We start from the raw sequence: 26,789 nt of genomic DNA on the forward strand, positions 1-26,789 counted from the left end.
CACTGGCCCTGGGGCATCCGCCCGCTCAGTCGAGGAAGCGCAGCAGCTGGGGCGCGACGCCGATGTAGGTGGCCGGCGTCAGCGCGATGAGCCGTGCCTTCGCCTCGTCGCCGATCTCGAGGCCCTGCACGAACTCGGCGAGCTCGGCCGGCCCGACGCGGTGGCCGCGGGTCAGCTCCTTCAGCACGGCATAGGGGTCGGTGATCGTCGAGCGGCCGGCGGTGACCTCGGCGCGGATGACGGTCTGGATCGCCTCGGCGAGCACCTCCCAATTCGTGTCGAGGTCGGCCGCGAGCGCCTCGGGGTCGAGCGCGATCTCGCCGAGCCCCCGCTCGAGGTTGTCGAGGGCGAGCAGCGAGTGGCCGAAGGCGACGCCGATGTTGCGCTGGGTGGTGGAATCCGTGAGGTCCCGCTGCAGGCGCGAGGTGACGAGCGTGGCGGACAGCGCGTCGAGCAGCGCCGACGACAGCTCGAGGTTCGCCTCGGCGTTCTCGAAGCGGATCGGGTTGATCTTGTGCGGCATGGTCGACGAGCCCGTCGCGCCGGGCACGGGGATCTGCCGGAAGTAGCCGAGCGAGATGTACGTCCAGATGTCGGTGGCGAGGTTGTGCAGGATGCGGTTCGCGTGCGCCGCCTTGCCGTAGACCTCTGCCTGCCAGTCGTGCGACTCGATCTGCGTCGTCAGCGGGTTCCAGGTGAGCCCGAGCCCTTCGACGAACTCGCGGCTGATCGCGGGCCAGTCGGCGCGCGGGTCGGCGGCGAGGTGGGCCGCGAAGGTGCCGGTGGCTCCGCTGAACTTGCCGAGGTAGTCGGAATGCTCGAGCTGCGCGACGACCCGCTGCAGGCGGTAGACGAAGACCGCGAGCTCCTTGCCCATGGTCGTCGGCGTCGCCGGCTGGCCGTGGGTGCGCGAGAGCATCGCGGCGTCCTTGTGCTCGTGGGCGAGCGCGGCGAGCGTGTCGATGACGCGGCGCAGCTTGGGCAGCCAGATCTGCTCGACCGCGGCCTTCACGGTGAGCGCGTAGGAGAGGTTGTTGATGTCTTCGCTGGTGCACGCGAAGTGCGTGAGCTCGGCGATGCCGTTCAGCCCGAGGCGATCGAGCTCGCCGCGGATCAGGTACTCGACGGCCTTCACGTCGTGGCGGGTCCTCGCCTCGATCTCGGCCAGGGCGTTGATCTCGAGGTCGCCGAAGTTCGCGGCGAAGGCGCGCAGCTGCTGCACGTGCTCGGACTCGAGCGGCGACGAGCCGAACATCGAGTGCGAGGTGAGATAGATCAGCCACTCGACCTCGACGTGCACCCGCGCCCGGTTGAGGCCCGCCTCGGAGAGATGGTCGCCGAGCGCCGAGACGGCGGCGCGGTAGCGCCCGTCGAGCGGGCTGATGGGCTGAGGGGGCAGGGCGGGCAGCTGATCGTTCATGTCTCTGGTGCGGTTCCTTGTCATCTGCCGCCTCAGCGGCGGTGTTCGTGCTTGAGGGCCGGTTCGAGCTGGTGCACGAGGCCGGCGCAGGAGCGCTCGACGAGATCGAGCACGCTGTCGAACATGGCGTCATCGGAGTAATACGGGTCAGGCACATCGAGGGCGTCGCCGTGGTGCGGAGCGAAGCTCATCAGCAGCGCGATCTTGGCCTGGTTGTCGGGCGTTCCCGCCCAGTGGTCGAGGATGCGCTTGTGACTGTGGTCGAGAGCGACCACGAGGTCGAGCTCATCGAACCACTCGGGGTCGAACTGGCGCGCCCGGTGCATCGCCCCGTCGTAGCCGCGGCGGTGCAGGGCGGCGACGGTGCGCCGGTCGGCGGGCTCGCCGACGTGCCAGTCGCCCGTACCTGCTGAGCTCGAGGCGATGCGGTGCCCGATGCCGGCCTTCTCGGCGAGGTCGCGGAAGACGACCTCGGCCATGGGCGAGCGGCAGATGTTCCCGCTGCAGACGAAGCACACCCGGAACAGGTCGGGGGCGACCTCGTCATCTGCGGGCGAGGCGAACGTCACGCGAGCCATTCTGCCGCACCGCGCTGGGGATCTCGCCCCGCACAGGGCGATGCGGGCTGCGATTGTGCACGGATGCCGCGCCCGGGCATTCCCGCTGCCCGCGGCTCCTGGCAGCCTGGTCTTCCACCCCGCGCCGGGAGTGGATTGATCATGACCGTGTTGTCCGCCGAGCACGAGCGGCAGCGCGCTGCGTTGCGCGCTCGCGTGCGCGCCGCCGAGGCCGAGCTCCTGCCGGTGTATCGCCTGCTGCCCGACCGCGGGCTGTGGGCAGGGCCGGCCGGGTGGGCCTTCCGGCTGCGCATCGACGGCTTGCGCGAGCGCATCGACGCTGCGTGGGCGGCGCTCGCCGCCGCCGAGGCAGAGCTGTGACGCTCGAGGTCTCGGGCGGGGGAAGCGTCGCCGTCGAGACCGAAGACCTGCTCGGCGCGCGCCGCGAGCTGCGCGAGGTCGCGCAGCGGGTCGACGGCATTCACGGCCAGGTGCGCGCCGCGCTCGCGTGCACGGAGCTCGCGACCGGCGCCGCCGCCCAGGTGCTCGCGCGGGCCGAGAACGAGCTCGCCGACGCTGTGCGCGAGGCCGAGCTGCTCGCGTGCGAGCTCGAGGCCGCCGCCGAGGCATACGGCTGGGCCGAGCGGGTCGTGCTCGCTCAGCAGCAGCTGCTCGCACGGCTGGTGGGGCCCGTGCCCGAGCTCGGAGCGCTGCTGGTCGCGCTCGGCGTCAGCGCGGCGCAGCACTCCGCGTTGACGGTCGGGGACCCGCAGATCGTCGCCGCGCTGCGCCACCTCGCCGACGCGGTGAATCTGCCGGGGCTCGTGGTGCTCGTGCGCGCCCTGCCGGGCGATGCGCTGGAGGAGACCGCGGTGACGGCGAGCCCGGTGACCGCGTCGGCGCCGCGCATAGACCGGGCGCCCGGCGGGTTCGGCGACCTTGCGAAGCGGATTCCCCCGGCGCAGGCCGGGCAGCCGCAGCTGCGGGTCGAGAAGTACACGCTTCCCGACGGCGAGCATCACTGGATCGTCTATTCCGCCGGCACGATCGACTGGTCGCTCGAGCCCGGCACCGAGCCGTGGGACGACACCTCGAACGTCGTCGGCGTGGCGGGCGGCTCTGCGGGCTCGACGCGGGCGGCCATCGAGGCGCTGAAACGCGCCGGGTGGAAGAGCGGCGAGCCGGTGGTCCCCGTCGGCCACTCGCAGGGCGGCATCGTCGCCACCGCGATCGCGACCAGCGGGGTCGCACCGGTGCCGGCCGTCGTCACCTTCGGCTCCCCCACCGCGGGCGTGCGCGTGCCGCGCGGCACCGTCGACGTCGCCGTGGAGCACACCGACGACCCGGTGCCCGCGCTCGGCGGCAGTCCTCGGCCGCTCGTCGACGCGCGGCTGCTCGTGCGTGAGGCGACGCCGGCCGACGCCCGGGGCTCCGGCGTCCTGCCTGCGCACGAGCTCACCGGCTACGCGCGCACCGCGGCCGAGATGGATGTCTCGAGCGACCCTCGGCTCGTCGCGGCGCGGGGGAAGCTCGCCGCCTTCACGGGCGGTGGCCCGGCCGAGGTGACGCTCTGGCGGGGCGAGCGGCTCAGCGAGGGTCAGGCCGCTGGGTCAGGGGCCGGAAGATGAGCCCCACGATCCAGCCGATGATGCCGAGCACGAGGGCCCCGAGCACGCCCCACCAGAAGCCGTCGACGGTGAGGCCGAAGTGCAGCCAGTGGTCGCTGATCCACTCCACGAGCAGCAGGAGCAGCCCGTTCACGATCAGAGAGAACAGGCCCAGCGTGAGGATGTAGAGGGGGAAGGCGACGATGCGCAGCACGGTGCCGACGACGCCGTTCACGATGCCGAAGATCAGCGCGAGCACGATGTAGGTCCAGAAGAGCGCCGAGCCCGAGCCGTCCTTCCATGCCGTCACGTGCACGCCCGCGACGATGAGCGTGGTGAGCCAGAGGGCGAAGGCGTTGATCAGCAGTTTCACGACGAAGCGCATGGCGAAAGTCTGACAGGCGCACGGCTACCTTTGAAGGGTGTCTGAGAATGTGCGTCTGCGCCCCGAGATCGCCGCGCTGACGGCCTATTCGCAGGGGCGCTCGCCCTCGCCCGACGGTTTCAAGCTGTCGAGCAACGAGAACCCGTACCCGGCGCTTCCCGGTGTGCTCGAGGCCGCGGCCGCGCACGTCGAGATCAACCGCTACCCCGACGGCGCGGCCGTGGCCCTGCGCACCACGCTGGCCGACCGCTATGACGTCGAGTTCAGCGAGGTCATCGTCGGCGCCGGCTCGTCGTCCCTGCTGCAGCAGCTGTTCCTCGCGGCGGCCGCCCCCGGCGACGAGATCGTCTACGCATGGCGCTCGTTCGAGGCATACCCCGGCTTCGTCACCGTCACCGGCGCGACCAGCGTGCGCGTGCCGCTCACCGACACGCTCGAGCACGATCTCACCGCGCTCGCCGCGGCGGTCACCGAGCGCACCCGCGTGGTGGTCGTCTGCTCGCCGAACAACCCGACAGGGCCCGCGGTGCCCGCGGCGGCGTTCGAGGCGTTCATGGCCGCCGTTCCCCCCGAGGTGCTCGTCGTCCTCGATGAGGCCTACCGTGAGTTCGTCACCGACCCGAGCGCCGTCGACGGCGAGGCCTACCTCGGGCGCTACCCCAACCTCGTCATCACCCGGACGTTCTCGAAGGCCTACGGCCTCGCGGGGCTGCGCGTCGGCTACGCGATCGGGCCCGCCCGCCTGCTCGCCGCGGCGCGTGCGACCGCGATCCCATTCGCGGTGACAGAGTTCGGCTTTGCCGCCGCCCTCGCGAGCCTGGAGAGGAAGGACGCGCTCGACGAGCGCGTGGCCGAGATCGTCAGCCGTCGCGACCGCCTGCGCGGTGCGCTCGTCGAGCAGGGCTGGAGCATTCCCGCGGCGCAGGGCAACTTCCTGTGGCTGCCGACCGGGGCGCACACGACCGCGGCGACCGACGCGTTCTTCGACGCCGACATCGCGGTGCGGCCGTTCCTCGATGACGGCATCCGCATCTCGATCGGCGAAGAGGAGTCGATCGAGCGGATTCTCGCGGTGACGGCCACCCTGCCGCACTGAGGTGCGGCGCAGGCATCCGCTTGCTGCTCTGCTGGTTTTGACAATCATTATCAATAAGGCGTAACGTCACAGACGTGAATCGAACGCGCCTTATTGCTCCTGTCGCTCTCGCCGCGGCGGCCCTCGTCCTGGCGGGCTGCTCCACCGACGCCTCCGGCCCAGCGAAGTCCGGAAGCCTCAACGTGGTCGCCTCGACCGACGTGTGGGGCTCAGTCGCGAGTGCGATCGGCGGTGATCACGTGAAGGTGACGTCGATCATCGACGACCCCGACAAGGACCCGCACGAGTACCAGGCCGACGCCCGCAATCAGCTCGCCATCTCGAAGGCGAATGTGGTGATCTCGAACGGGGGAGGCTACGACGACTTCGTCAGCACCATGGTGAAGGCGTCGAAGAAGCACCCGACCACGCTCGTCGCCGCCGACATCTCGGGCTATGACCAGCACCCGAGCGAGGGCGACTTCAACGAGCACCTCTGGTACGACTTCCCCACCGTCAAGAAGGTGGCAGACCAGCTGGCCGACTCGTTCGCGAAGGCCGACCCCGCGGCGGCGGACGACTTCCACGCCAACGCGACGAGCTTCGACGGCAAGCTCGCCGACCTCGAGGCGACCGAAGCGCACCTCAAGAGCGAGCACGCGGGCACGGCGGTGACCATCACCGAGCCGGTCCCCGTCTACATGCTCGACGCGATCGGGCTGAAGAACGTCACGCCCGAGAAGTTCAGTGAGGCCATCGAGAACGACACGGATGTCGCACCGACGGTGCTGAAGCAGACGCTCGACCTCTACAGCAGCGGTCGCGTGAAGCTGCTCGCCTACAACGAGCAGACCACGGGGCCGCAGACCGAAGCCGTGCTGAAGGCGGCCAAGCAGAACAACGTCGCCGTCGTGCCGGTGACCGAGACGCTGCCCACGGGCAAGAACTACATTGAGTGGATGACCGCGAACCTCGATGCGATCGGATCAGCGCTTGGCGACTGAGCTCTCGGCAGGTGAGCGCCCCGCCGGCCCGGTCCTGAGCCTGCGGGGCGCGACGCTGCGCTTCGACCGCCGCACGCTCTGGCAGGGGCTCGACCTCGACGTCGCCCCTGGCGAGTTCATCGCGGTGCTCGGTGCCAACGGGTCGGGCAAGACCAGCCTGCTGCGTGCGATCCTCGGGCGGCAGCCGCTGACCGCGGGCGAAGTGCTTGTCGCCGGCGAGCCCGTCACGGCGGGGAATCCGCGCATCGGCTACGTGCCGCAGCAGAAGCTGGCGGACGAGGGGACGCCGTTGCGCGCCCGCGATCTGGTGGGCCTCGGCGTCGACGGCCGCTCGTACGGCTTCTGGCCGAGCCGCGACAAGCGCCGCCGGGTCGACCGACTGCTCGCCGATGTCGGCGCGACCGACTACGCCAACGTGCCCGTCTCGACGCTGTCGGGTGGTGAGCAGCAGCGCCTGCGCATCGGCCAGGCGCTGGCATCCGACCCCCGTCTGCTGCTTGCCGATGAGCCGCTCGCCTCACTCGACCTCAACAACCAGCGCGCCGTGAGCGAGCTGATCGACCGGCACCGGCGCGAGCGCGGGTTCGGCGTGCTGTTCGTCACGCACGACGTGAATCCCGTGCTGCCCATCGTCGATCGCGTGCTCTATCTCGCGGGCGGGCGATTCCGCGTCGGGGCCCCCGACGAGGTGCTGCGCAGCGAGGTGCTGAGCGAGCTCTACGGCTCGCCCGTCGACGTCATCCGCGCGCGCGGCCGCATCATCGTGGTCGGCACGCCCGACAGCGGCCACGCCCCCCACGACGAGCATCATGACGCCGGGCACGAGGCCGTGTGCGACCACAACCCCGACGACAGCGAGGTGGTGGTGCTGTGACGCACGCGGAGCTCTGGGGCGAGATCTTCAACTTCAGCGACTACGGCCAGCTACTCGTGCTGCTGCGCAACTCGATCATCGCGGGCGCCGTCCTCGGCGTGATCGGCGGCCTGATCGGCGTGTTCGTGATGAGCCGCGACATGGCGTTCGCGGTGCACGGCATCAGCGAGCTCTCGTTCGCGGGCGCCTCGGCGGGGCTGCTGCTGGGCGTCGGCGTCGTGCAGGGCTCGATCGTGGGCTCGCTCGTCGCCGCGCTGCTCATCGGCGCACTCGGTGCCCGGGCCCGCGAGCGCAACAGCATCACGGCGGTGCTCATGCCGTTCGGCCTCGGCCTCGGCATCCTGTGCCTCGCCCTCTACCCCGGGCGCAGCGCCAACAAGTTCGGGCTGCTCACCGGGCAGATCGTCGCGATCGACGACCCGCAGGTCGGCTGGCTGATCGCCATCGCCCTCGTCGTGCTGGTCGGGCTGGCCATCGTGTGGCGCCCGCTCAGCTTCGCGTCGGTCGACGCCGACGTCGCGGCCGCACGCGGGGTGCCGGTGCGCGGGCTGTCGATCGTGTTCATGCTGCTGCTGGGGCTGACCGTTGCGGTGTCGGTGCAGATCGTCGGTGCGCTGCTCGTGCTCTCGATCCTCGTGACCCCGGCCGCTGCGGCGCTGCGCGTCTCCGCCTCGCCGCTCGTGGTGCCGCTGCTGAGCGTGCTGTTCGGCGTGGTGTCGATGGTCGGCGGCATCCTGCTGGCTCTCGGCGGCTCTGTCCCGATCAGCCCGTATGTCACGACGATCTCGTTCGCGATCTACGTCGTCTGCCGCGTGATCGGCGCGTCGCGTGCGCGTCGCGGCGTTTCCGGGCGCCGGATGCCCGAGCCGGCCGCCCCCATGGAGGTGGCGGCATGACGACCGCGAAGCGCAACACCTGGCAGCGCGAGGCCGTGCGCGAGGCGCTCGGCTCGAGCGACGGCTTCATCAGCGCGCAGGGCCTCTATTCGAATCTGCGCGACGGCGGCTCCCCCATCGGGCTCGCGACCGTGTACCGCGCGCTCGCGTCGCTCGCCGTCGAGGGCGAGGCCGACTCGCTGCAGTCGCCGGAAGGCGAGGCGCTCTACCGTGCGTGCTCCACGACGGGCCACCACCATCACCTCATCTGCCGCAACTGCGGGCTCACGGTCGAGATCGAGGCCGATGCGGTCGAGGAATGGGCCCAGCAGGTCGCGAGCGCGAATGGATTCACCGAGCCGCAGCACGTCGTCGACGTGTTCGGCCTGTGCCGCGACTGTTCCGCGCAGGCGCGTTCGGCACAGGCATCCGCATAGCCGCGCTCGCCGCGATTTGGTGCCGCGACACGCCGTCCCGTAGACTTGATGTTTGTCTGGCTCGGACTCCTCGAGCCGGTTCGCACACACCGATCCCCCTTTCGCGAAAAAAGGTGGCGGGCGTGTGCCGACAAGAGATCTTGGGATGCCCCTTCTGGGGCATCGGTAGTGATGGAGGAATCACATGGCAGCAGTGTGCCAGGTGACCGGCGCCACCCCCGGCTTCGGTCACACCATTTCGCACTCGCACCGACGCACCAAGCGTCGTTTCGACCCGAACATCCAGAAGAAGACGTATTTCGTCCCTTCGCTTCGCCGTAACGTCACCCTGAACGTGTCCGCCAAGGGCATCAAGGTCATCGACGCCCGCGGCATCGAGGCCGTCGTCAAGGACATCCTGGCCCGTGGGGAGAAGATCTAATGGCCAAGCAGCAGGACATCCGCCCGATCATCAAGCTCCGCTCGACGGCCGGCACCGGTTACACCTACGTGACCAAGAAGAACCGCCGCAACGACCCCGATCGCCTCGTGCTGAAGAAGTACGACCCGATCATCCGCAAGCACGTCGAGTTCCGTGAGGAGCGCTAAGGAATATGGCTAAGAAGAGCAAGATCGCCCGCAACAAGCAGCGCGAGGCCGTCGTCGCCCGTTACGCCGCGAAGCGCCTCGAGCTGAAGAAGCAGCTCGTGAACCCGAACTCCACCGATGAGGAGCGCGAGGCCGCTCGCGTGGGGCTGCAGAAGCTGCCGCGCAACGCGTCGCCGGTGCGCCTGCGCAACCGCGACCAGATCGACGGCCGCCCCCGCGGCGTCCTCTCGAAGTTCGGCATCTCGCGTGTCCGCTTCCGTGAGATGGCGCACAACGGCGAGCTGCCCGGCATCACCAAGTCGAGCTGGTAAGCAGTTCTCACGAAGGCCCCCTGGTTCTCCAGGGGGCCTTCGTCGTGCCCGGCGCCAACTCGTTCCCGTTCCGGACATGCGCGCCCGCGGCCCCGGGCGCATCCGTCCGGAACGGGAACTAGTTGCTAGGCGAAGCGGGCGGAGCGCTCCACGACGGCGCCGCCGCCTGCGGCATCCCACGAGTACACGCGCGTGCCCGTGATGTAGACCTGCTCGGCGCGCGAGTTGACGTCGAGGGGGTCGCCCGACCAGATCACGAGGTCGCCGTCGAGGCCGGGCTCGAGCGCCCCGACGCGCTCGCGCAGGCCGAGGAAGGAGGCCGGGTTGACGGTCAGCGCCTCGATGGCGGTGCGCGGGTCGAGCCCTTCCTTGACGGCGAGCGACGCCTGGTGCACGAGGAAGTTGATCGGCACGACCGGGTGGTCCGTCGTGATCGCGACCCGCACGCCCGCCGCGGCCAGCCGCCCCAGGTTCACGATCGCCCGCTTGCGCAGCTCGACCTTCGAGCGGGTCGTGAAGAGCGGCCCGAAGATCACCGGCACGTCGCGCTCGGCGAGCACGTCGGCGAGCTCGGCACCCTCGGTGCCGTGGTTGATCACCAGGCGGTAGCCGAACTCGTCGGCCAGCCGCAGTGCCGTCGCGATGTCGTCGGCGCGGTGGGTGTGCTGGTCCCAGGCGAGCTCGCCGTCGAGCACGCGCACCAGGGTCTCTTTCGCGAGGTCGCGCTCGAACACCTCGCCCTTGGCCGCCGCGGCGTCGCGCTTGGCGCGGTAGTTCTGCGCGTCGACGAACGCGGAGCGAATGACGGATGCCACGCCGAGCCGCGTGGACGGCAGCTGCTTCCTGTCGCCGTAGACCCGCTTCGGGTTCTCGCCGAGCGCGGACTTCACCGACACGGCATCCGCGATCACCTGCTCATCGACGGTGCGCCCGCCCCAGGTCTTGATCGCAACGGTCTGCCCGCCGATCGGGTTGCCCGAGCCGGGCTTGATCACGGCGCTCGTGACTCCGCCGCTGAGGGCGTCGCGGAAGCCCTCGTCCTCGATGTTGATGCCGTCGATGGCGCGCAGGCCCGCGCCGTTCGGGTCGGTCATCTCGTTGGTGTCGTTGCCCGCCCAGCCCTCGGCCTCCTCGTGGACGCCGAGATGGCCGTGCGCCTCGATGAAGCCGGGGTAGACCGGCTTGCCGCCCGCGTCGACGACAGGGATGCCCGAGGGGATCTCGACCCCGGCGCCGAGCGCCTGGATCACACCATCGACAACCACGATCGTGCCGTTCTCGATCGGCTCTGCCGAGACGGGAACGAGTCGGGCATTCGTCACCGCGACGCTTCCGCGGGTCGTTCTGATCGGATTCCTGTCGTCGCGATGGCTCATGACGACATCCTTTCACTGCCGCAACACGCCGAAATTCCGCGGATTCACGCGGGTGTGATGCTACTTTGGCCGTGGCCGGAGGGGGCCGGAACACCAGCCTCCCTGTGGGCCAACCGTTTCATCACTGAACACAGACGCTGCTGACGCAGCAGTAGTCCGAGGAGGACACCCCATGGCTGACAAGTCGCTGAACAAGACCGAGCTCGTCGCTGCGGTCGCCGGTGAGACCGGCCAGAGCCAGACCGTCGTCGGCGGCGTCATCGACGCCTTCTTCGCGACGATCGCGAAGACCGTTGCCGACGGCGGCAAGGTCACGATCCCCGGCTGGCTCGCCGCCGAGAGCTCGGCGACCGCCGCTCGCACGGGCCGCAACCCGCAGACCGGCGCCGAGATCAAGATCCCGGCCGGCAAGCGCGTCAAGCTGACCGCGGGCTCGAAGCTCAAGGCTGCCGTCAAGTAAGACCGCACCACACAGAGGAAGGCGCTCACCGCGGTGGGCGCCTTTTTCGTGCGCGCGACCGTGCCAGGAAAGCTCCAAGGCACCGCGAACTACGCTGGTGCGGTGAACAGAGCGCAGCGCGTCGCAGGGCCCGTCGCACTCGTCGTCGCGGCGCTCGCCGCGGTCATCGCCGCCCTCGCCTTCGGCGGGGCGAGCGCGCCGCTCGCACTGAGCGACCCCGGCCCGGTGGTGAGGTGGGGTCTGCCGCTCACGAAGCTGGTGGTCGATCTGTCGTCTGCGGGCATGATCGGGGCGCTCGTGCTGTCGATCTTCGCCCTGAGCGCGAAGAGGCCCGAGTTCGACCGCGCCCTCGATGTCGCGGCGGCATCTGCCGCCGTCATGGCGGTCGCCTCCGGCGTCGTCACGGTGCTCTCGTTCAGCGACGCGACGGGCACGCGCCTTGCGGCGACGGAGGCCTTCAGCAACCAGTTCATGCAGTTCGTCTCGAGCATCGCCCTGGGCCAGGCGTGGGGCATCACGACGCTCGCGGCCGCGGCGACCACGGTGCTGTGCTTCGCGGTCCGCAACCAGACCGCTCTCGTCTTCGTCGCTCTGCTCGCCACCGGCTCGCTGGTTCCCATCGCGTTGCAGGGGCATGCCGCAGGCACGAGCGGCCACAACCTCGCGATCACCTCGCTCGGCCTGCACATCGTCGGCGCCGCCGTCTGGATCGGCGGCCTGCTGACGCTCGTGCTGCTGCGCAACACGCTCGGCGGCGACCGGCTTCCGACCGTGCTCGCCCGCTACTCGAGCCTCGCCCTGATCTGCTTCATCGTCGTGGCCTTCAGCGGCTTCCTCAACGCGCAGCTGCGAATCGGCACCTGGGCGAATCTGCTCACCCCGTACGGCCTGCTCGTCATCGGCAAGGTGACGGTGCTCATCATCCTGGGCCTGTTCGGCGTGCTGCAGCGCAGGTGGCTGATCGCCCGCCTTCGCACGAGCGCCGGCCGAGGGCCGTTCTGGGCGCTCGTGGCGGCCGAGCTCGCGTTCATGGGCGTCGCCTCGGGCATCGCCGCCGCACTCGCCCGCACCGCCACGCCCGTTCAGCAGGTGCCCATCGGCACGACGCCCGCCGAGATCCTGACGGGGCAGCCGCTGCCGCCGCCCGAGACGCTGCGCACGCTGCTCTTCGGCGCGAACGTCGACCCGATCTGGCTGCTCGTCGCCGCGTTCGGCATCGTCTTCTATGTCGCGGGCGTGCTGCGCCTGCGCCGCCGCGGCGACGCGTGGCCCCTCGGCCGCACGATCTCGTGGATCGTCGGCATGCTCGTGCTCGCCTACATCACGAGCGGCGGCATCGCGGTCTACGTCGACTACCTGTTCTCCGCGCACATGACGATGCACATGGCTCTCATGATGGTCGTTCCGCTGCTGCTCGTCCCCGGCGCGCCGGTCACCCTGGCGGCTCGCGCGATCGCCAAGCGCACGGACGGCTCGCGCGGCGGGCGCGAGTGGATTCTGCTCGCCGTGCACAGCAAGATCGCAGGCATCCTCGCCAACCCGTTCATCGCTGCGCTGCTGTTCGTGGGCAGTCTCTGGGTCTTCTACTACTCGCCGCTGTTCCGCTGGGCGACCGAGAACCATCTCGGGCACGAGTGGATGACGGTGCACTTCCTCATCACCGGCTACCTCTTCGTCCAGTCGCTCATCGGGATCGACCCGGTGCCGTTCCGGCTCGCCTACCCGTTCCGGCTCGTGCTGCTGCTCGGAACGATGGTGGTGCACGCCTTCTTCGGACTCACGATCATGACGGCGTCCGGGCTGTTCCTCGCCGACTGGTTCGGGGCGATGGGCCGCACCTGGGGCGCGACGCCGATGCACGACCAGTACGTCGCCGGCGGCATCGCGTGGAGCATCGGCGAGCTTCCGACGCTGGTGCTCGCGATCATCGTCGCCCTGCAATGGAGCCGCAGCGACGCGCGCGAGACGAAGCGGAAGGACCGGGCGTCCGATCGCACCGGCAACGCCGACGTCGCCGAATACAACGCGATGCTGCAGCGCATGGCCGAACGGGATTCCTCGCGCCGCTGAGCGGCACCCTGGGGATATCAACGGCGGCGGCATCCGACGGCAACTAATCTGAATCGGTGCCCCGACTCTCTCGCGAACAGCAGGCCGTCTTCGACCTGATCGAGAAGACGCGCGAGCACGTGTTCGTCACCGGCCGCGCCGGCACGGGCAAGTCCACGCTGCTGAACCACCTCGCGTGGAACACCGAGAAGCAGCTGGTGATCAGCGCGCCGACGGGCGTCGCCGCCCTGAACGTCGGCGGGCAGACGATCCACTCGCTGTTCCGACTGCCGATCGGCGTGATCGCCGACCAGGCGATCGACCAGTCCGACGAGCTGAAGAAGCTGCTCAACACGATCGACACGCTCGTGATCGACGAGGTGTCGATGGTCAACGCCGATCTGATGGACGCGATCGACCGCAGCCTGCGCCAGGCGCGGAAGCGGAAGGAGCCGTTCGGCGGCGTTCAGGTCGTGCTGTTCGGCGACCCGTACCAGCTGGCGCCGGTGCCCGGCAGCCAGGAAGAGCGCGAGTACTTCGCCGACACCTACCGCTCGATGTGGTTCTTCGACGCGAAGGTGTGGCAAACGGCCGAGCTGCGCATCGTCGAGCTCGGCGAGGTGCACCGGCAGCACGAGGCCGAGTTCAAGTACATGCTCAACGCGGTGCGGCACGGCATGGTCACGAAGGAGATCGCGGACAGGCTGAACACGGTGGGCGCTCGCCCGGCGCCGCGCGACGGGGTCATCACGCTGGCGAGCCGCAACGACTCGGTCAACCGCATCAACCAGGCGCAGCTGCAGCGGCTGCCGGGGCGGCTGCAGACCGCCAAGGCAGAGATCTCGGGTGACTTCGGCGGCCGCAACTACCCGGCGGACGAAGCGCTCGAGCTGAAGGTCGGCGCGCAGGTGATGTTCCTGCGCAACGACACCCAGGGGCAGGGCGAGGTGCGCTGGGTGAACGGCTCGATCGGAACCGTGACCAAGATCACCGCCAACGTCGAGGTCGAGATCGACGGCGTGCGCTACGAGGTCGAGCCGGCCACGTGGGAGCGGCACAAGTACAGCTACGATCCGGCGACGAAGAAGCTCGAGAAAGAGGTCGTCGCCGAGTTCTCGCAGTTCCCTCTGCGCCTCGCGTGGGCGGTGACGATCCACAAATCGCAGGGGAAGACCTACGACCAGGCGATCGTCGACCTCGGCTCGCGTGCGTTCAGCCCCGGGCAGACCTACGTCGCACTCAGCCGCATCACGGCGCTCGAGGGGCTCTATCTGACCCGGCCGCTGCGCCCTTCCGACATCTGGGTCGACAAGGACGTCGAGCGGTTCATGGCCGACGCGGGGCGTGCGCCGCGCGTGGCGGTCACGGCTTCGTAACACCGTCGCGGAGTCATCCGATCGGCGTATGGATGACCGTAGACGCACGCATAGACTCGAAACCACAGACTGCTGCTGCACGAGGGGTGGTGGGCATGGCGTCTGACGTCCGTCCTGCTTTGCGCGCGCGCCGCGCGATTGCCGCGATCGCTCTCGGCATGAGCGCGCTGCTGCTCGCCGGGTGCGGCAATGTGGCGGGCGCCAGCGTCACCGCGATCGGAGCGCAGACCGGCGATCGGATGCCGAGCAGCACGACCAAGCAACTGCAGCACGTGCTCGACAATGCGGTCAAGCTGGCGGGTGCGAGCGGCGGGGTCGCCGGCGTGTGGGCCCCCTGGTCGGGAACGTGGACGGCGGCATCCGGCCACGCGTCACGCGAGAAGAACGCGGCGCCCATGGACGTCGACGCGTCGTTCCGCATCGGGTCCATCACGAAACCCGCGACGTGCACCGTGCTGCTCGGGCTCGTGGGCGACAAGAAGGTGAAGCTCGACGACCCGGTGTCGACCTATCTGCCGCGCATGGTGGGCCTGAACGGGCTCACCCTCGGCGCACTGTGCCAGAACACCTCGGGGTTCGCCGACTACTGGGGCGAGCTCGCGCCGCAGATGGTGACGAACCCGACGCGCACCTGGGACGCGGTCGAGCTGATCAACAGCGGGCTCGGCCAGGCGCGCACCGGTGCCCCCGGTCAGAAGTGGTCGTATTCGAGCGCCGGCTTCGTGCTGCTCGGCCTTGCACTGCAGACCGCGACCCACGAGTCATGGCCGTCGCTCTACGAGAAGTACGTGACGGGGCCGCTCGGCATCAGCGACACGACGACCCTTCCGAGCACCTCGGCGCTGCCGAGCCCGGTCGCCAGCGGATACGCGGCTGACAGGGACCCCGTGACCGGTGCGACGAACTGCAAGGTGCTCGATGACGACACGAAGCTCTCGCCGACGGCGATGCAGCAGGCCGGCGGTCTGGTCAGCAACCTGACAGACACGGCCTCGCTCGTGCACGCCGTCGCGGCGGGCGCCCTGCTGCCCGACGAACTCGCCGCGCAGCAGCAGAAGAGCGTGATCATGTCGAAGTCGATGCCGTCGTGGGCGCAGTACGGGCTCGGGGTCGAGAAGATGGGGCCCCTCATCGGGCACGCGAGCGCGGTGCCGGGCTATGCGACCGCCGCGTACTCCGACCCGAAGTCGGGGCTGACCGTCGTCGTCATGGTGAACAACTCGACGCCCGGCGCGAACTTCGCCCGGCTGGTCGCCCTGCAGCTCGCCTCGATCGCGTCGAAGGCGCCGGCCGAGTCGGGCAAGAAGCAGCCGGCGATCGGCCTGCCGTGGACGGCTCAGCAGCTGGGCGCGGTGCTGCCGCACGAGACCGGGTGCAACGCCGCAGGCGGCGCACTCACCCCCGCGCTCGCCGCGATCGCAGACATCCAGCCCGAGTACTAGCCCGTCGTTGCGATACTGAGCCAGTGCCCATCACGCCTGACACGAAGAACTGGACCTGGGTGCTCGAGCGCGCCTGCCCCGAGTGCGGGTTCGACCCCGCGGCGATCAGCTATGGAGACGTTCCCCGCGTGACGCGTGAGGCCGTCGAGTTCTGGCAGGGAGTTCTCGAAGGCGGCGACGGCTCGGCGGCGGCCGGCTCGGCCGCAGCCCTCGGCGTGCGCCCCGACGACTCGACGTGGTCGCCGCTCGAATACGCCGCGCACACCCGCGACGTATTCCGCATCATGCACGCGCGGCTCAACCTCATGCTCGTGCTCACCGACCCCGACTTCCTCAACTGGGACCAGGACGACACGGCCGTGCGGGCGGACTACCGGTCCCAGTCGCCCGTGCGGGTCGCGCGCGAGCTGGCGGCCGCGGGCCATGCGATCGCGGATGCCTTCGAGCTGGTGCCCGACGCCGAGCTCGGTCGCACGGGGCGACGCACTGACGGCTCGCGCTTCACGGTCGCGTCGCTCGCGGCATACTTCGCGCACGACGTCATCCACCATCGCTGGGATGTCGGCGGCGAATCCTTCAGCGCAGGCGAGTAGTTCAGCGCAGGCGGCGACGCACCCGCGCCGGGCGGGCAGGGCGCGCCGGGCGCGGCGGCGCCGTTCTGAGCAGGGCGACAGCCACCACCACCACGATCAGGCCGAGTCCGAGCGCCCACGCCAGCTCGGGGTCGACGGGGGTCGCCGCGGCGGCAGGCAGCCGCACGGCCGCCGCCGCGGGCCGGCTCGGCGCCGCCTCCGGTTCGGCGGTCGCCTCGGTCGAGCCGACACTGCGGCCCATGCTGTTGACGGCATATACGCGGTAGCTCCGGGCGTGGCCGTTGCTCAAGCCGGTGTCGGTCCACGACACCGTCTGCTGCCCGGCCACGAGCGGCGTGAAGGCGGTGAGCAGCTTGCCGTCGGAGTCCTTCACGGCATAGAACTCCGCCCCATCGACGGCCGGCCAGCTGAGCGTGATGGCGCCGTCGCCGGGCGTGGCGGTGACGCGCGTCGGCGCGGCGGGGGCCGCGACCGGCTTCGGCGAGGTCTCGACGCTGGCGGAGGCCGAGGCCTGCGCGCCGGTCAGCGTCGTCGTGCGCAGCGCGATCGTGTGCGTTCCGGGCGTCGCGAAGACCGTGGCGAGGCTCGGGGCGGTGGTCGTGAGCCGGCGCGCGGCTGCGGTGCCGCCGTCGATGGTCCAGGCGTAGCGGATGATCGGGTCGGCCGGGTCGCTGAGACTGCCCGCCGCGCTGAAGCGGGTCTCGGCACCCACCTCGGTCGTCACGGGCCCCGTGATCTTGGCCGTCGCCTTCGGCGCACGCAGCAGCGGGAGCCCCATCACGTAGCGCAGCTGCTGCGCCGCGTTCGCGGTGTCGCCGCGCTGATAGGTGCCGTGCTGAGACAGGATGTTGGGGTCGCCCGACGGGCTCGCAGTGGTCGCGACGATGTGGGCGAAGTCGCGGACGGGGTAGTTCACGCCGCCGACGACACGGTCGTCGACCAGCCCGCAGATCGGGTCGCCGTCGTGGCAGTAGTCGAAGATCGCGGCCCGCCCGAACTCACTCGCCCAGTCGCTGCCGCCGTCGGCCGTGCTCGCGGCGGAGCCGGCGTCGGCGGCGCCGTTGGGCGTGCTGCCGCCCTTGCTGTTGCTCACGAGGTAGCCGTCGAGGCCGGGCGCGAAACTGCCGTAGTCGTCGGTGCTGTCGGCCGAGTTGAAGTAGGTGTTGCCGAAGAACACGGCCGCCACGAGCGCACGGCGGGCACTCGGCATGGCCGACAGCACGGCTTCGACGATCACCTGGGCGCCCTGCGAGTACCCCGACATGATCACGCCGGTACCCGGGCAGGTGCGACTCACCCGCTCGAGCTCGGCCGCCGCCGCGTGCGCGCCCAGCTCGACCGACTTCGAGTACACGCCGAGGTCGCCGCTGACGAGGGCGTCGCCCGTCACGACATCGATGCCGACGGCGGGATAGGGAACGCCGTAGGGCGTGATCGTCACGTCGTTCGCCGACGCCGTCTTCTCGACGCGTCGGTAGAGGTCGGCGAGCTCGCCGCCCATGCCCCAGCTCGGGTTCGCCGAGGTGTAGCGCTTCTTCGCAGGGATGCTGTTGTCTTCGCCGGAGCCGCGCGCGCCGATGAACTCGTAGTCGGGGCAGTTGCCCGCCACCGCACCGGCCGCCGCGCCCGTCGCAGCCGGCGTCGGCGTCGGAGTCGCCGCCGCCCGCGCAGGGGTCGCCGACGAGACCGCGAGGGCGAGCGCCACCAGGGCGGCCGCCGCAAGCGCGGGCGTGCGTCGACGTGTGCGGGTCACCCGTTCAACGCTACGCGGGTGTCATGAGCCTTCGATGAGACGGGCCACGGCTCGAGCGCCCGTACGGGAAGCTATGAGCGTGCCCACAATCTCGCGCAGCGCGCTGGCGTGCTCGTCATCACCGCTGAGCGCGGCCTGCACGCGCGTCTGGGCGAGCGCGAGTTCTGCCGCAGGTCGGCGCGCGCTCTCATAGGCCTCGAGTGAGGCGACGGATGCCTGGCCCCGCGCCGCAGCCACAAGAAGCGGCGCCAGGGCCAGCGCGTCGAGCAGCGCGACGTTGAGTGCGGACCCGCCCGCGTTGAAGATGTGCGCCGCGTCGCCCGCGAGCAGCACGCGGCCGACGCGGTAGGTGCTCGCCAGCCTGCTGTTCGCCACCGTGCTGCGCGCGGAGTCGACGGCCGAGAACGGCAGCTCGGCCCCGAGCACACGGCGCAGGCTGGCCCGCAGCTCGGCCTCCGGCAGAGCGTCGGTGGGCTCCTCGCCGCGGTGCGGCTCGTGGGTCGTGATCAGGTAGAGGTCATCGGGGGCGGTGCGATCAAGCGTCGCGACGGGGGCGATCGCGAAGCCACCGCCCGGCAGTCGGTTCTGGCGCATGGTGTGCAGGCGGCCGATGCCGGTGAGCTCGATCGTGTCGCCGCGACCGTCGAGCCGCGCGGTGCGCGGCGGCAGGGTCACGCGCGCGATCCGCGTGATGACGTCGCTCGTGAAGCCTGGGAAGCCGATGCCGGCGGCCCTCCGCACCGTGCTCCTGGCGCCGTCGCAGCCGACGAGGAAGGCTGCCGGGAGGCGCTCCGTGGCCCTCGGGGTGTGCACCTCCAGTTCGACGGCGTCGCCGCCCTGCGTGAAGCCGGCGAGGGTGGTGCCACGGCGCAGCTCGACGCCGCGCGCGAGCGCGCGCTGCTTGAGCAGCTGCTCGAGGCGGCGCTGGGGAACGGGCAGCAGATGCAGCGGATTCGCCGGCCCCAGACCGAGCCGCAGCGCGAGCGTTCCGAACAGGAATCGCGGCGGGCGCACGATGCGAAGGCCGCTGCCGCGCAGCACGCCGCGCCGGGCGAGTTCCACCGCGGCGCGGCCGACGATGCCGTTGGCCTTGGGCATCGTCGCCGGCTGAGCCTCCCGTTCGAGGACGATGACGCGGACGCCGGCGTCGGCCAGCTCGCCGGCGAGCAGCAGCCCCGTCGGGCCGGCACCGACGATGACGATGGGCGGTGCGTCAGTTTGAATTGACGTTGACATGCGTGTCAGTTTGGGCTGACAATAGACGCGTGTCAAGCCAAACTGACAAGGATCTGCCGAACTCGCAGCCATCCGATCTGCTCGGCATTCGACTCACGCAGACGGACCCGGCCACGGGCCTGCGCGCCGTCGGCGCGCTGCACCGCCTCGCCGAGCGCGTCGAGGCCATGCACGTCGAGGCCGCGCGTCGCGCTGGCTGGTCGTGGGAGCAGATCGGCGACGCGCTCGGCGTCACTCGGCAGTCGGTCCACGCGAAGTATGGGAAGAAAGATGTTTGAGCGATTCGCACTGGCCACCCGCGTCGCCGTCGACGACGCGCGCTACGAGGCTGCTCGGCGTGGCGACCGCAGGGTCGGCACCGAGCATCTGCTCATCACGCTGCTCGAGAACGACGAGCTGGCCGCGGCCGTGGGCATCGATGCGGAGGCGGCGCGCACGGCGGCCGAGCAGCTCGACCGGTCGGCCCTTGCCGCGGTCGGCATCGAGCTGGGCGAGTTCGCGCCGGGCGGGCGCGGGCGGGTGGGCAGGTTCGTGCCGTTCACGGCGGGTGCGCGGCAGGTCATGAACGGCACGCTGCGGCACGGAGTGGCCGAGAAGGCGCGCTCGCTCACGCCGCGGCACATGATGCTCGCGCTGCTTGAGCGCGACGCGCCCGATCCGGCCGCGCAGCTGCTCGCGGCGCTCGCGGTCGACGCGGTGGCCGCCCGCGACCGACTGCAGGCGGCCTAGTCGTGGCCGGGGTGCTTAGGGAAGGTACGCCGAGGACGTCCACAGGTGCATCGCGGCGTAGCCGCGCCACGGCGACCAGGCAGAGGCGATGGCGGATGCCTCGCGCTCGGTCCTCGCGCCGAGAGACTTCCTGAGCACGAGGTCGCCGGGCGCGAAGGCGTCGGGGTCGCCGAGGGCGCGCAGGGCGATGTAGTCGGCCGTCCACGGGCCGATGCCGGGCAGCGCGAGCAGCTCGCGGCGCGCCTGCGCGCGGTCTGAGGCGGGGCTCAGCTCGAGACCGCGTGCGAGCGCAGACGCGAGGGCGTGCAGCGCCGCGGCTCGCGCCCCGGTGAGCCCGATCTCGCGCAGCGCGTCCGCTCCGGCGCCCGCCACCGTCTGCGGCGTGGGGAACGCATGCAACCCGCTGTCGCTCACCGACGTGCCGAAGGCCGCGACCAGCCGGGCCGCGAACACCGCCGCGGCCTTCAGCGAGACGGCTTGGCCGATGACCGTCAGCATCGCGATCACCGCCCCGTCGAGGGAGCCGGGCACACGCAGGCCGGGCCGCGCGGCGACGAGTGGCCCGATGATCGGGTCGGGGCCGAGGACCTCGGCGATGAGCTGCGGGTCGGCGTCGAGGTCGAGCCAGCGCCGCAGCTTCGCGACGATGCCGGTGAGGTCGGCGATGTCGGCGGGGCGGATGCGCACGGTGAGGTGGTCGGCGCTCGCCGCGGCCCAGTCGACGGTCGCAACGGCCGTGCCGTGGGGCGCGGGGACGCCCGTGGTGAAGGCGCCGTCGTCGCCGATCAGGTCCATGCCGGCCACGGCATGCGCCCTCTGGAACGCCCGCATGGCGACGGCGTCGTACGGGGCGCGGTGCCGCAGCCGGAGCACGACCGTTGGCGCCGCGTCCGACGCGGGGTCGCCGGGGCCGAGCGCGCCCGCCCGCCCCGAAGCCGCGCCCGCGCCCGGGCGCCGCAGCGCCGACGGCGGCACCCCGTACTCGCCGAGCATGACCTCGTTGAACTGGCGCACGCTGCCGAAGCCCGCCGCGAAGGCGATGTCGGTGAGCGACAGCGAGGTCTGCTCGATCAGCGTGCGTGCCGTGTGCGCGCGGCGCGTGCGATTGAGCTGCAGAGGGGACGCGCCGACCTCGGCGACGAGCACGCGGTGGAGGTGCCGCTCGCTCACCGCCAGCCGCCGCGCCAGCCCGGCAACCCCCAACTCGTCGACGACCCCGTCGCGAATCGCTCGCACGGCGCGGGCGGCGAGGTCCCCGCTCGCATCCCAGTGCCGCGAGCCGGGGAGCGAATCGGGCCGGCAGCGCTTGCACGCGCGAAAGCCCGCCGCGACGGCCGCGGCTGCCGTGGGGAAGAACACGGCGTTGCGGCGCAGGGGCTTGCGCGCCGGGCACGACGGCCGGCAATAGATGCCCGTCGTGGTGACGCCGAGGAAGAAGCGCCCGTCGAAGCGCGGGTCGCGGCCGGATGCCGCGCGGTAGGCGACCTCGGGGTCCAATGGCGTGCTCACCCCTCCATCATCCGTGGCGCGGCGCGCGCTGAGTGGCGGGAATCGGACATGGGTCTCGGGCTGCCGGGTAGCCTGGCCGTGATGAAGAAGCGGCTGCCCGGGCTCGGCCTCTGCGTCGCGATCGCGCTGGTCGCCACAGGGCTCGGCGCCCTCGTCCCCGTCGTCGGAGCGCCCGTGTTCGGAATCGTGATCGGCGCCGTGCTCGCCGCGTTCCTGAAGCCGGGCACGGTGACGGACGCCGGAGCGGCCTGGTCGGGCAAGTACGTGCTGCAGGCCTCTGTGGTGGTCTTCGGAACCGGGCTCTCGATCGTCGAGGTGCTGCGCACCGGCTGGCACTCGCTGCCCGTGATGCTCGGCACCCTCGCGATCGCGTTGCTCGGCGCGTGGCTGATCGGGCGTGCGCTCGGCCTCGACGGCGACGTGCGCACGCTGATCGGCGTGGGAACGGGGATCTGCGGGGCATCCGCCATCGCCGCGACCCAGTCGGTCATCCGCGCCAAGTCCTCCGACGTCGCCTACGCGATCGGCACGATCTTCACGTTCAACGTGATCGCCGTCGTCACGTTCCCGTTCATCGGGCGCGCCCTCGGCATGAGCGACCACTCCTTCGGCCTGTGGGCGGGCACGGCGATCAACGACACCTCATCGGTCGTCGCGGCGTCATTCAGCTTCAGCGCCGCGGCGGGCGCGTATGGCATCGTCGTGAAGCTCACGCGCACGCTCATGATCGTGCCGATCACGGTCGCGCTGGCGCTGTACAAGCGGCGCCAGGAGGTGCGGGCGGATGCCGCGGCCGGCGGCGCCGCGGCAGAAGAGCCCCCCGGCCGCATCTCGTGGAACAAGGTCGTGCCGATGTTCCTGGTGTGGTTCCTCGTCGCGGTGCTGGTCGATTCCCTCGGAGTGATCCCGCAGGCGTGGCATCCGTATCTCAGCCAGCTCGGCACCTTCATGATCACGGTCGCGCTCGCGGGCATCGGCCTCGGCACCCGCGTGGGCGTGCTCAGGCAGGCCGGGCTGCGCCCGCTGGTGCTCGGCGCGAGCCTGTGGGTGCTCGTCGCCCTGTCGTCACTCGGACTTCAGGCCGCCACCCACACGCTCTGAGCCGTCCTTGCGCGTGCGCAGCGCCGGGTCGACGAGGGCGAGCAGGGCCGCGAGCCCCACGATGACGGCGATCGCGATGCCGAGGCCGTGCAGTCCGGCATCCGTCGGCGCATGCGGGAAGGCGAGCCCGATCGCGGCCGACGAGAGGATCGAGCCGAGGTACACGGCGGTGCGCGAGAGGCCCGATGCGGTGCCGAGCTGGTCGCCCGGCGCCTGCCGATAGAGCGCCTGCTGATTGCTGACCGAGGCGAGCCCCTGGGGCACGCCGAAGATGGCGGCGACGACGAGCAGCAGCACGAGCGGGCTCGCCGCGTGCAGGAAGATCAGCAGGACGCCGCCGAAGAACGGGATGAGGCCGGAGAGCACGAGGGGCAGCCGCAGCCGCCGGTTCTTCGCGACGGTGATCGAGGTCAGCGCCGCGAGCACGGCCGTCGGCAGCTGGATGAAGCCGGCCTGATCTGCCGAGTACCCGGCCGAGCCCTGCACCCACTGGCTGAAGCCGTACATCATCGTGTAGGCGCCGAAGTAGATGAGCAGCATGCGCAGGTAGGTGCGGCTGAGCGCGCCGTTGCGCCGCAGCATGCGCAGGTCGATGAACGGATGCCTGCTGCGCAGCGACCACCACAGGAGTGCCGCCACGAGCACAAGGGTCACGCCGACGAGCCAGAGCATCGAGAGCTTGAGGTCGAGCAGGAAGACGAGCAGCGAGGCGAGCGCGCCGGCGAACAGCACGATGCCGATCGGGTCGACGTCGCGCAGGGTGGGCTTGGGCCCGGGGCGCTGCGGTCGGGTCGCGTCGGACGGCACCCAGACGATCGTCGTCACGAGCGCGATGGCGGCGAGCGGGATGTTGACGAGGAAGATCGACTGCCACCCGAAGAACTCGATCAGCACGCCGCCGAGCACGGGGCCGACCGCCGCGACGGTCTGACTTGCGATCGAGAGGCCGGAGAGCAGCGCGGGCGGGGTCTGGCGATCGAGGCGCGCGCTCTGGTCGCGGATCAGCGACATCGCAGACGGATAGGCGGCCGAGGTGCCGATGCCGATGAGAATGCGCGAGATCAGCACCGCACTGAAGTCGTGCCAGATGTTCGGCAGGAAGCCGGCGACCAGCACGACGACGAGCCCGACGAGGTAGACCCGCTTCGGCCCGAAGACGTCGGCGAGCTTACCCATGGTCGGCTGCGCGATCGCGCTCGCGAGGTAGAGTCCGGCGACGAGCCACACGACGGTCGACGTCGCGACGTGGAGGTCGTGGCTGATGGGCACGAGTGCGACGGCGATCATGCTCGTGTTGATCGGGTTGAGCACGGGCCCGATGAGCACGGGCGTGACGAAGCGCCAGGTGAACCGGCCGGGGGCTGCGGGGGCGTCGGTCACTTCTGGTCCTCTTCGATCTTCATGAGCACGGCGAGGCCCCGGGCGACGGTGTCGCGCTCGGTCTCGGTGAGCCGGGTGGCGAGAAGCTCGATGAGGTCGGCGTGGCGCGCCTCGTCGGTGCGGTTCACGGTCGCCGCGCCGGCGTCCGTCAGCGTGAGCAGCTCGCGTCGACCGTCTTCCGGGTCCTTCGTCTTCACCACCAGGCCGCGCTCGACGAGCTCGGCGACGACCACGCCCATCGACTGGGGGGTGATCTGCTCGAAGCGGGCGAGCTGAGCGGTGGTCAGCTGGCGCTTGCGGCGCAGCCAGGCGAGTGCTGCCTCGTGCCGCGGGGGCAGGTCGCCGATCTGGCGGCCGCTGCGCATCGCGCGGCGCAGCGAGGCGAGCATGTCGGAGATGCTGTCGGCGAGCGTCTCGGGGTCGGTGGGGTTGCTCACCTCAATATAGTAAGCCTACCTTGCAAGTTTCGCTGTCAATATCCGAGTCCCGGATTCAACGCCCGGCCGTCTCGGGGATGGCGTTGTCGATGAGCACGGCGGCGATGGCCGCGGCCGTGGGAAAGGCGTCGGAGTTCAGCACGCGGCTGCGGGCCGCCCCGCCGTCGAGCAGCAGCGCGAGCTGCTCACCGAGGCCTTCAGGGTCGGGGGCGCCGGCTTCGCGGGCGGCGACCGTGAAGCGCGCGGCGACGGCCCTCTTGTACTCGGACGCGTATTGGGCGGCGGGATGGCCCGGGTCGTGCAGCTCGACGGCGGTCGAGATGTAGGGGCACATCGGGTTGTCCGCGGGGATGTCGAAGGCGGCGAGGAGCTTTTCGCGGGGGCTGAGGTCGACGCGGTCGAATACGTGCGCGAGCACGGTGGGGTCGAACTGGCGCAGGCACTCGGTGACGAGCTCGTCCTTGCCGGCGAAGTGCTGGTACAGCGTGCGCTTCGACACCTCGGCCGTCGCGCAGAGCTGGTCCATGCCGGTGCCCGCGATGCCCTGATCGCGGAACAGTTGCCGTGAGGCGGTGAGGATGCGCTCGCGGGCGCCCCGCCCGCGGCGAAGGCCCTGCGGCCCCTTCTGCAATTCCGTCATGAGCCCATGGTACGCGACATGGTACGGAACGGTGTACTTAGTCTGTTAGCGTAAGCACACAGATCGGTGTACCTAACATCGACGCCTGGTGCGCACGGCACCACTGACTCGAAGGAGCAACATGGGAAAGCTCGACGGCAAGGTCGCGGTCATCACCGGCGGCACCAGCGGCATGGCGCTGGCCGGAGCGAAGCTGTTCGTCGACGAGGGCGCGTACGTCTTCGTCACGGGACGCCGTCAGGAGGCGCTGGACGAGGCCGTGAAGCAGATCGGCCGCAACGTCACCGGCGTGCGGGGCGACGCCGCGGATCTCGACGACCTCGATCGCCTGTATGAGGTCGTCGCGCGCGAGAAGGGCGCGATCGACGTGCTGTGGGCCAGTGCCGGCGGCGGCGAGGCGGCACCCCTCGGGGAGATCACGCCGGCGCAGTTCGACACCTGGTTCGGGCTCAACGCCCGCGGCACGCTCTTCACCGTGCAGAAGGCGCTGCCGCTGCTGGCAGACGGGGCCTCGGTCTTCATGACCGGCTCGAACGCCTCGCTCGGCGCCTTCCCGGGGTGGAGTCTCTACGCCGGCAGCAAGGCCGTTCAGCAGGCCTGGGCTCGGGTCTGGCTCAATGAGCTGCGCGACCGGAAGATCCGGGTCAACGTGCTGACGCCGGGCCAGGTCGCCACCGCCAAGCAGGAGGAGCTGTTCGACGAGGCCACGAAGGCGGCGTTCGAGTCCCTCATTCCGCGTGGCGCGATGGGCCGGCCGGAGGAGATCGCCAACGTCGCCCTGTTCCTCGCCTCGGATGACTCGAGCTATGTCAACGGCCTCGAGCTTGTCGCCGACGGCGGCACCACCGCCCTGTGACCGGCACCCGATCGGCAGCTGACCGGCACGACACGAAGGAGAACCACATGAGAACCATCAGCATCATCGGCACGGGGAACATGGCCCGCACCATCGGCGCGCTCGCCGTGGCGGGCGGCAACAGGGTCGAGGTGATCGGCCGCGACGCGGCCAAGGCGGCGACGCTGGCGGCATCCCTGGGCGGCGGCACGACGAGCGGGGCGTGGGGCGCCGCTCCGATCGGCGACATCGTCATCCTCGCCGTGCTGTTCGAGGCGGCCGTTCCCGTCGTCCGCGAGTTCGGGGACGCGCTGGCAGGGAAGACCGTCGTGGACATCACCAACCCCTTCGACGCGACCGGCACCGGTCTGGCGGTGCCGCACACCACCTCGATCGCCCAGCTGGTGGCCGATGCCGCGCCGGCGAGCGCCCGTGTCGTGAAGGGGTTCAACACCCTGTTCCGCCATGTGCTCGCGCACGGCGGTTCGGCCGAGGTGTTCATCGCGGGCGACGACGCGGCAGCGAAGGCGCGGGTGTCCGCGTTCATCGAGAGCATCGGGTTGCGCCCGCGTGACACCGGCGGCCTGAGCATGGCGCACTGGGTCGAGGGCGCGGGCGTGCTGACGATGGGGCTGGCCCGACATGGCGTCGGGAACTTCGACTTCTCCCTCGGCGTCAACGCCCTCGGCTGAGCCGCCTATGCGTCGGGCCACCAGCTTCCGCGTTCCGCTACTCCGATC

30 protein-coding genes are annotated in these 26,789 nt (G+C 70.7%); 20 read left to right on the forward strand and 10 right to left on the reverse strand.

Translation table 11 applies throughout. The annotated features are described in order from the left end of the window. Window positions 1-25: 25 nt before the first annotated feature. Complete coding sequence (purB, locus tag ABD716_RS08880) at window positions 26-1,408, reverse strand: adenylosuccinate lyase (protein WP_344776174.1); 1,383 nt, start codon at window positions 1,406-1,408, stop codon at window positions 26-28. Between the two features lie 44 nt (window positions 1,409-1,452). Next, the gene (locus ABD716_RS08885; RefSeq protein WP_486326950.1) at window positions 1,453-1,899 is read right to left on the reverse strand and encodes a low molecular weight protein-tyrosine-phosphatase; all 447 of its coding nucleotides are present in this window, start codon (window positions 1,897-1,899) and stop codon (window positions 1,453-1,455) included. Between the two features lie 240 nt (window positions 1,900-2,139). On the opposite strand from ABD716_RS08885, the gene ABD716_RS08890 reads away from it, so the two are divergent. Then, complete coding sequence (locus ABD716_RS08890) at window positions 2,140-2,358, forward strand: hypothetical protein (protein ID WP_344775961.1); 219 nt, start codon at window positions 2,140-2,142, stop codon at window positions 2,356-2,358. Continuing rightward, window positions 2,355-3,605 carry a hypothetical protein gene (locus tag ABD716_RS08895; RefSeq protein ID WP_344775963.1) on the forward strand — a complete coding sequence of 417 codons (1,251 nt, stop codon included), beginning with the start codon at window positions 2,355-2,357 and terminating at the stop codon, window positions 3,603-3,605. The genes ABD716_RS08890 and ABD716_RS08895 overlap by 4 nt, the downstream gene beginning before the upstream one ends. Here the strand turns inward: ABD716_RS08895 and ABD716_RS08900 are convergent. After that, window positions 3,565-3,969 carry a phage holin family protein gene (locus ABD716_RS08900; protein ID WP_344775965.1) on the reverse strand — a complete coding sequence of 135 codons (405 nt, stop codon included), beginning with the start codon at window positions 3,967-3,969 and terminating at the stop codon, window positions 3,565-3,567. The two genes, ABD716_RS08895 and ABD716_RS08900, sit on opposite strands and share 41 nt — an antisense overlap. Window positions 3,970-4,006: 37 nt before the next feature. Between ABD716_RS08900 and ABD716_RS08905 the strand changes: the two genes are divergently transcribed. The 8 genes from ABD716_RS08905 (at window position 4,007) to rpsN (ending at window position 9,133) form a co-directional block, all read left to right on the forward strand. Further along, window positions 4,007-5,065 (forward strand): histidinol-phosphate transaminase, encoded by a 1,059-nt coding sequence (locus ABD716_RS08905; protein WP_344775967.1) that lies wholly within the window; start codon window positions 4,007-4,009, stop codon window positions 5,063-5,065. 74 nt (window positions 5,066-5,139) lie between these two features. Next, the gene (locus ABD716_RS08910) at window positions 5,140-6,048 is read left to right on the forward strand and encodes a metal ABC transporter solute-binding protein, Zn/Mn family (RefSeq protein ID WP_344775969.1); all 909 of its coding nucleotides are present in this window, start codon (window positions 5,140-5,142) and stop codon (window positions 6,046-6,048) included. Continuing rightward, entirely contained in the window at window positions 6,020-6,922 is a 903-nt protein-coding gene (locus ABD716_RS08915; protein WP_425553414.1) for a metal ABC transporter ATP-binding protein, read from the forward strand. The genes ABD716_RS08910 and ABD716_RS08915 overlap by 29 nt, the downstream gene beginning before the upstream one ends. Next, complete coding sequence (locus tag ABD716_RS08920) at window positions 6,919-7,818, forward strand: metal ABC transporter permease (RefSeq protein ID WP_344775973.1); 900 nt, start codon at window positions 6,919-6,921, stop codon at window positions 7,816-7,818. Before ABD716_RS08915 ends, ABD716_RS08920 begins: the two co-directional genes overlap by 4 nt. Next, window positions 7,815-8,234, forward strand: coding sequence for a Fur family transcriptional regulator (locus ABD716_RS08925; protein WP_344775975.1), 420 nt, complete (start codon window positions 7,815-7,817; stop codon window positions 8,232-8,234). Before ABD716_RS08920 ends, ABD716_RS08925 begins: the two co-directional genes overlap by 4 nt. A 184-nt stretch (window positions 8,235-8,418) precedes the next feature. Next, window positions 8,419-8,655: a 50S ribosomal protein L28 gene (gene rpmB / locus ABD716_RS08930; protein WP_344775977.1), complete on the forward strand. Its 237-nt coding sequence runs from the start codon at window positions 8,419-8,421 to the stop codon at window positions 8,653-8,655. Beyond that, on the forward strand, window positions 8,655-8,822 hold the full coding sequence (rpmG, locus tag ABD716_RS08935; RefSeq protein ID WP_022881958.1) for a 50S ribosomal protein L33: 168 nt from the start codon (window positions 8,655-8,657) through the stop codon (window positions 8,820-8,822). Before rpmB ends, rpmG begins: the two co-directional genes overlap by 1 nt. A gap of 5 nt (window positions 8,823-8,827) precedes the next feature. Further along, entirely contained in the window at window positions 8,828-9,133 is a 306-nt protein-coding gene (gene rpsN / locus ABD716_RS08940; protein WP_344775979.1) for a 30S ribosomal protein S14, read from the forward strand. A 125-nt stretch (window positions 9,134-9,258) separates the two neighbouring features. Here rpsN and ABD716_RS08945 read toward each other — a convergent pair whose 3' ends face one another. Then, window positions 9,259-10,509 carry an amidohydrolase gene (locus ABD716_RS08945; protein ID WP_344775981.1) on the reverse strand — a complete coding sequence of 417 codons (1,251 nt, stop codon included), beginning with the start codon at window positions 10,507-10,509 and terminating at the stop codon, window positions 9,259-9,261. 172 nt (window positions 10,510-10,681) lie between these two features. On the opposite strand from ABD716_RS08945, the gene ABD716_RS08950 reads away from it, so the two are divergent. From ABD716_RS08950 to ABD716_RS08970, 5 genes are all read left to right on the forward strand, one after another. Further along, a complete protein-coding gene (locus ABD716_RS08950; protein ID WP_344775983.1) occupies window positions 10,682-10,969 on the forward strand; it encodes an HU family DNA-binding protein in 288 nt (95 codons plus the stop codon). A 102-nt stretch (window positions 10,970-11,071) separates the two neighbouring features. Next, the gene (locus ABD716_RS08955) at window positions 11,072-13,039 is read left to right on the forward strand and encodes a bifunctional copper resistance protein CopD/cytochrome c oxidase assembly protein (protein WP_344775985.1); all 1,968 of its coding nucleotides are present in this window, start codon (window positions 11,072-11,074) and stop codon (window positions 13,037-13,039) included. Window positions 13,040-13,095: 56 nt separating this feature from the next. Further along, on the forward strand, window positions 13,096-14,394 hold the full coding sequence (locus ABD716_RS08960; RefSeq protein WP_344775987.1) for an ATP-dependent DNA helicase: 1,299 nt from the start codon (window positions 13,096-13,098) through the stop codon (window positions 14,392-14,394). 95 nt (window positions 14,395-14,489) lie between these two features. Continuing rightward, on the forward strand, window positions 14,490-15,836 hold the full coding sequence (locus tag ABD716_RS08965; RefSeq protein ID WP_344775989.1) for a serine hydrolase domain-containing protein: 1,347 nt from the start codon (window positions 14,490-14,492) through the stop codon (window positions 15,834-15,836). A gap of 23 nt (window positions 15,837-15,859) precedes the next feature. After that, a complete protein-coding gene (locus ABD716_RS08970) occupies window positions 15,860-16,429 on the forward strand; it encodes a DinB family protein (protein WP_344775991.1) in 570 nt (189 codons plus the stop codon). 1 nt (window position 16,430) lies between these two features. Here ABD716_RS08970 and ABD716_RS08975 read toward each other — a convergent pair whose 3' ends face one another. After that, window positions 16,431-18,182 (reverse strand): cutinase family protein, encoded by a 1,752-nt coding sequence (locus tag ABD716_RS08975; RefSeq protein ID WP_344775993.1) that lies wholly within the window; start codon window positions 18,180-18,182, stop codon window positions 16,431-16,433. A 21-nt stretch (window positions 18,183-18,203) separates the two neighbouring features. Next, a complete protein-coding gene (locus tag ABD716_RS08980; protein WP_344775994.1) occupies window positions 18,204-19,418 on the reverse strand; it encodes an FAD-dependent monooxygenase in 1,215 nt (404 codons plus the stop codon). 77 nt (window positions 19,419-19,495) lie between these two features. On the opposite strand from ABD716_RS08980, the gene ABD716_RS08985 reads away from it, so the two are divergent. Further along, window positions 19,496-19,696, forward strand: coding sequence for a helix-turn-helix domain-containing protein (locus ABD716_RS08985; RefSeq protein WP_344776176.1), 201 nt, complete (start codon window positions 19,496-19,498; stop codon window positions 19,694-19,696). Next, window positions 19,689-20,147, forward strand: coding sequence for a Clp protease N-terminal domain-containing protein (locus tag ABD716_RS08990; RefSeq protein ID WP_344775996.1), 459 nt, complete (start codon window positions 19,689-19,691; stop codon window positions 20,145-20,147). The genes ABD716_RS08985 and ABD716_RS08990 overlap by 8 nt, the downstream gene beginning before the upstream one ends. A gap of 15 nt (window positions 20,148-20,162) precedes the next feature. On the opposite strand, the gene ABD716_RS08995 is transcribed toward ABD716_RS08990, so the two are convergent. Then, window positions 20,163-21,656, reverse strand: a complete 1,494-nt coding sequence (locus ABD716_RS08995; RefSeq protein WP_344775998.1) for a DNA-3-methyladenine glycosylase 2 family protein — start codon at window positions 21,654-21,656, stop codon at window positions 20,163-20,165. 81 nt (window positions 21,657-21,737) lie between these two features. Between ABD716_RS08995 and ABD716_RS09000 the strand changes: the two genes are divergently transcribed. Continuing rightward, on the forward strand, window positions 21,738-22,757 hold the full coding sequence (locus ABD716_RS09000) for a YeiH family protein (protein ID WP_344776000.1): 1,020 nt from the start codon (window positions 21,738-21,740) through the stop codon (window positions 22,755-22,757). Here ABD716_RS09000 and ABD716_RS09005 read toward each other — a convergent pair. From ABD716_RS09005 to ABD716_RS09015, 3 genes are read right to left on the reverse strand one after another with little or no spacing between them, the layout of a single operon-like run. Further along, a complete protein-coding gene (locus ABD716_RS09005; protein ID WP_344776002.1) occupies window positions 22,722-24,137 on the reverse strand; it encodes an MFS transporter in 1,416 nt (471 codons plus the stop codon). The two genes, ABD716_RS09000 and ABD716_RS09005, sit on opposite strands and share 36 nt — an antisense overlap. Beyond that, window positions 24,134-24,574 carry a MarR family winged helix-turn-helix transcriptional regulator gene (locus ABD716_RS09010; RefSeq protein ID WP_344776004.1) on the reverse strand — a complete coding sequence of 147 codons (441 nt, stop codon included), beginning with the start codon at window positions 24,572-24,574 and terminating at the stop codon, window positions 24,134-24,136. Before ABD716_RS09010 ends, ABD716_RS09005 begins: the two co-directional genes overlap by 4 nt. A 55-nt stretch (window positions 24,575-24,629) precedes the next feature. Beyond that, window positions 24,630-25,214: a TetR/AcrR family transcriptional regulator gene (locus tag ABD716_RS09015; RefSeq protein WP_344776006.1), complete on the reverse strand. Its 585-nt coding sequence runs from the start codon at window positions 25,212-25,214 to the stop codon at window positions 24,630-24,632. 121 nt (window positions 25,215-25,335) lie between these two features. On the opposite strand from ABD716_RS09015, the gene ABD716_RS09020 reads away from it, so the two are divergent. Both ABD716_RS09020 and ABD716_RS09025 read left to right on the forward strand, forming a co-directional pair. After that, the gene (locus ABD716_RS09020; RefSeq protein WP_344776008.1) at window positions 25,336-26,070 is read left to right on the forward strand and encodes an SDR family NAD(P)-dependent oxidoreductase; all 735 of its coding nucleotides are present in this window, start codon (window positions 25,336-25,338) and stop codon (window positions 26,068-26,070) included. A gap of 47 nt (window positions 26,071-26,117) precedes the next feature. Then, window positions 26,118-26,741, forward strand: a complete 624-nt coding sequence (locus tag ABD716_RS09025) for an NADPH-dependent F420 reductase (RefSeq protein ID WP_344776010.1) — start codon at window positions 26,118-26,120, stop codon at window positions 26,739-26,741. Window positions 26,742-26,789: the final 48 nt, after the last annotated feature.

It is taken from the genome of Gryllotalpicola kribbensis (assembly GCF_039538245.1).
Classification (GTDB): Bacteria; Actinomycetota; Actinomycetes; order Actinomycetales; family Microbacteriaceae; genus Gryllotalpicola; species Gryllotalpicola kribbensis.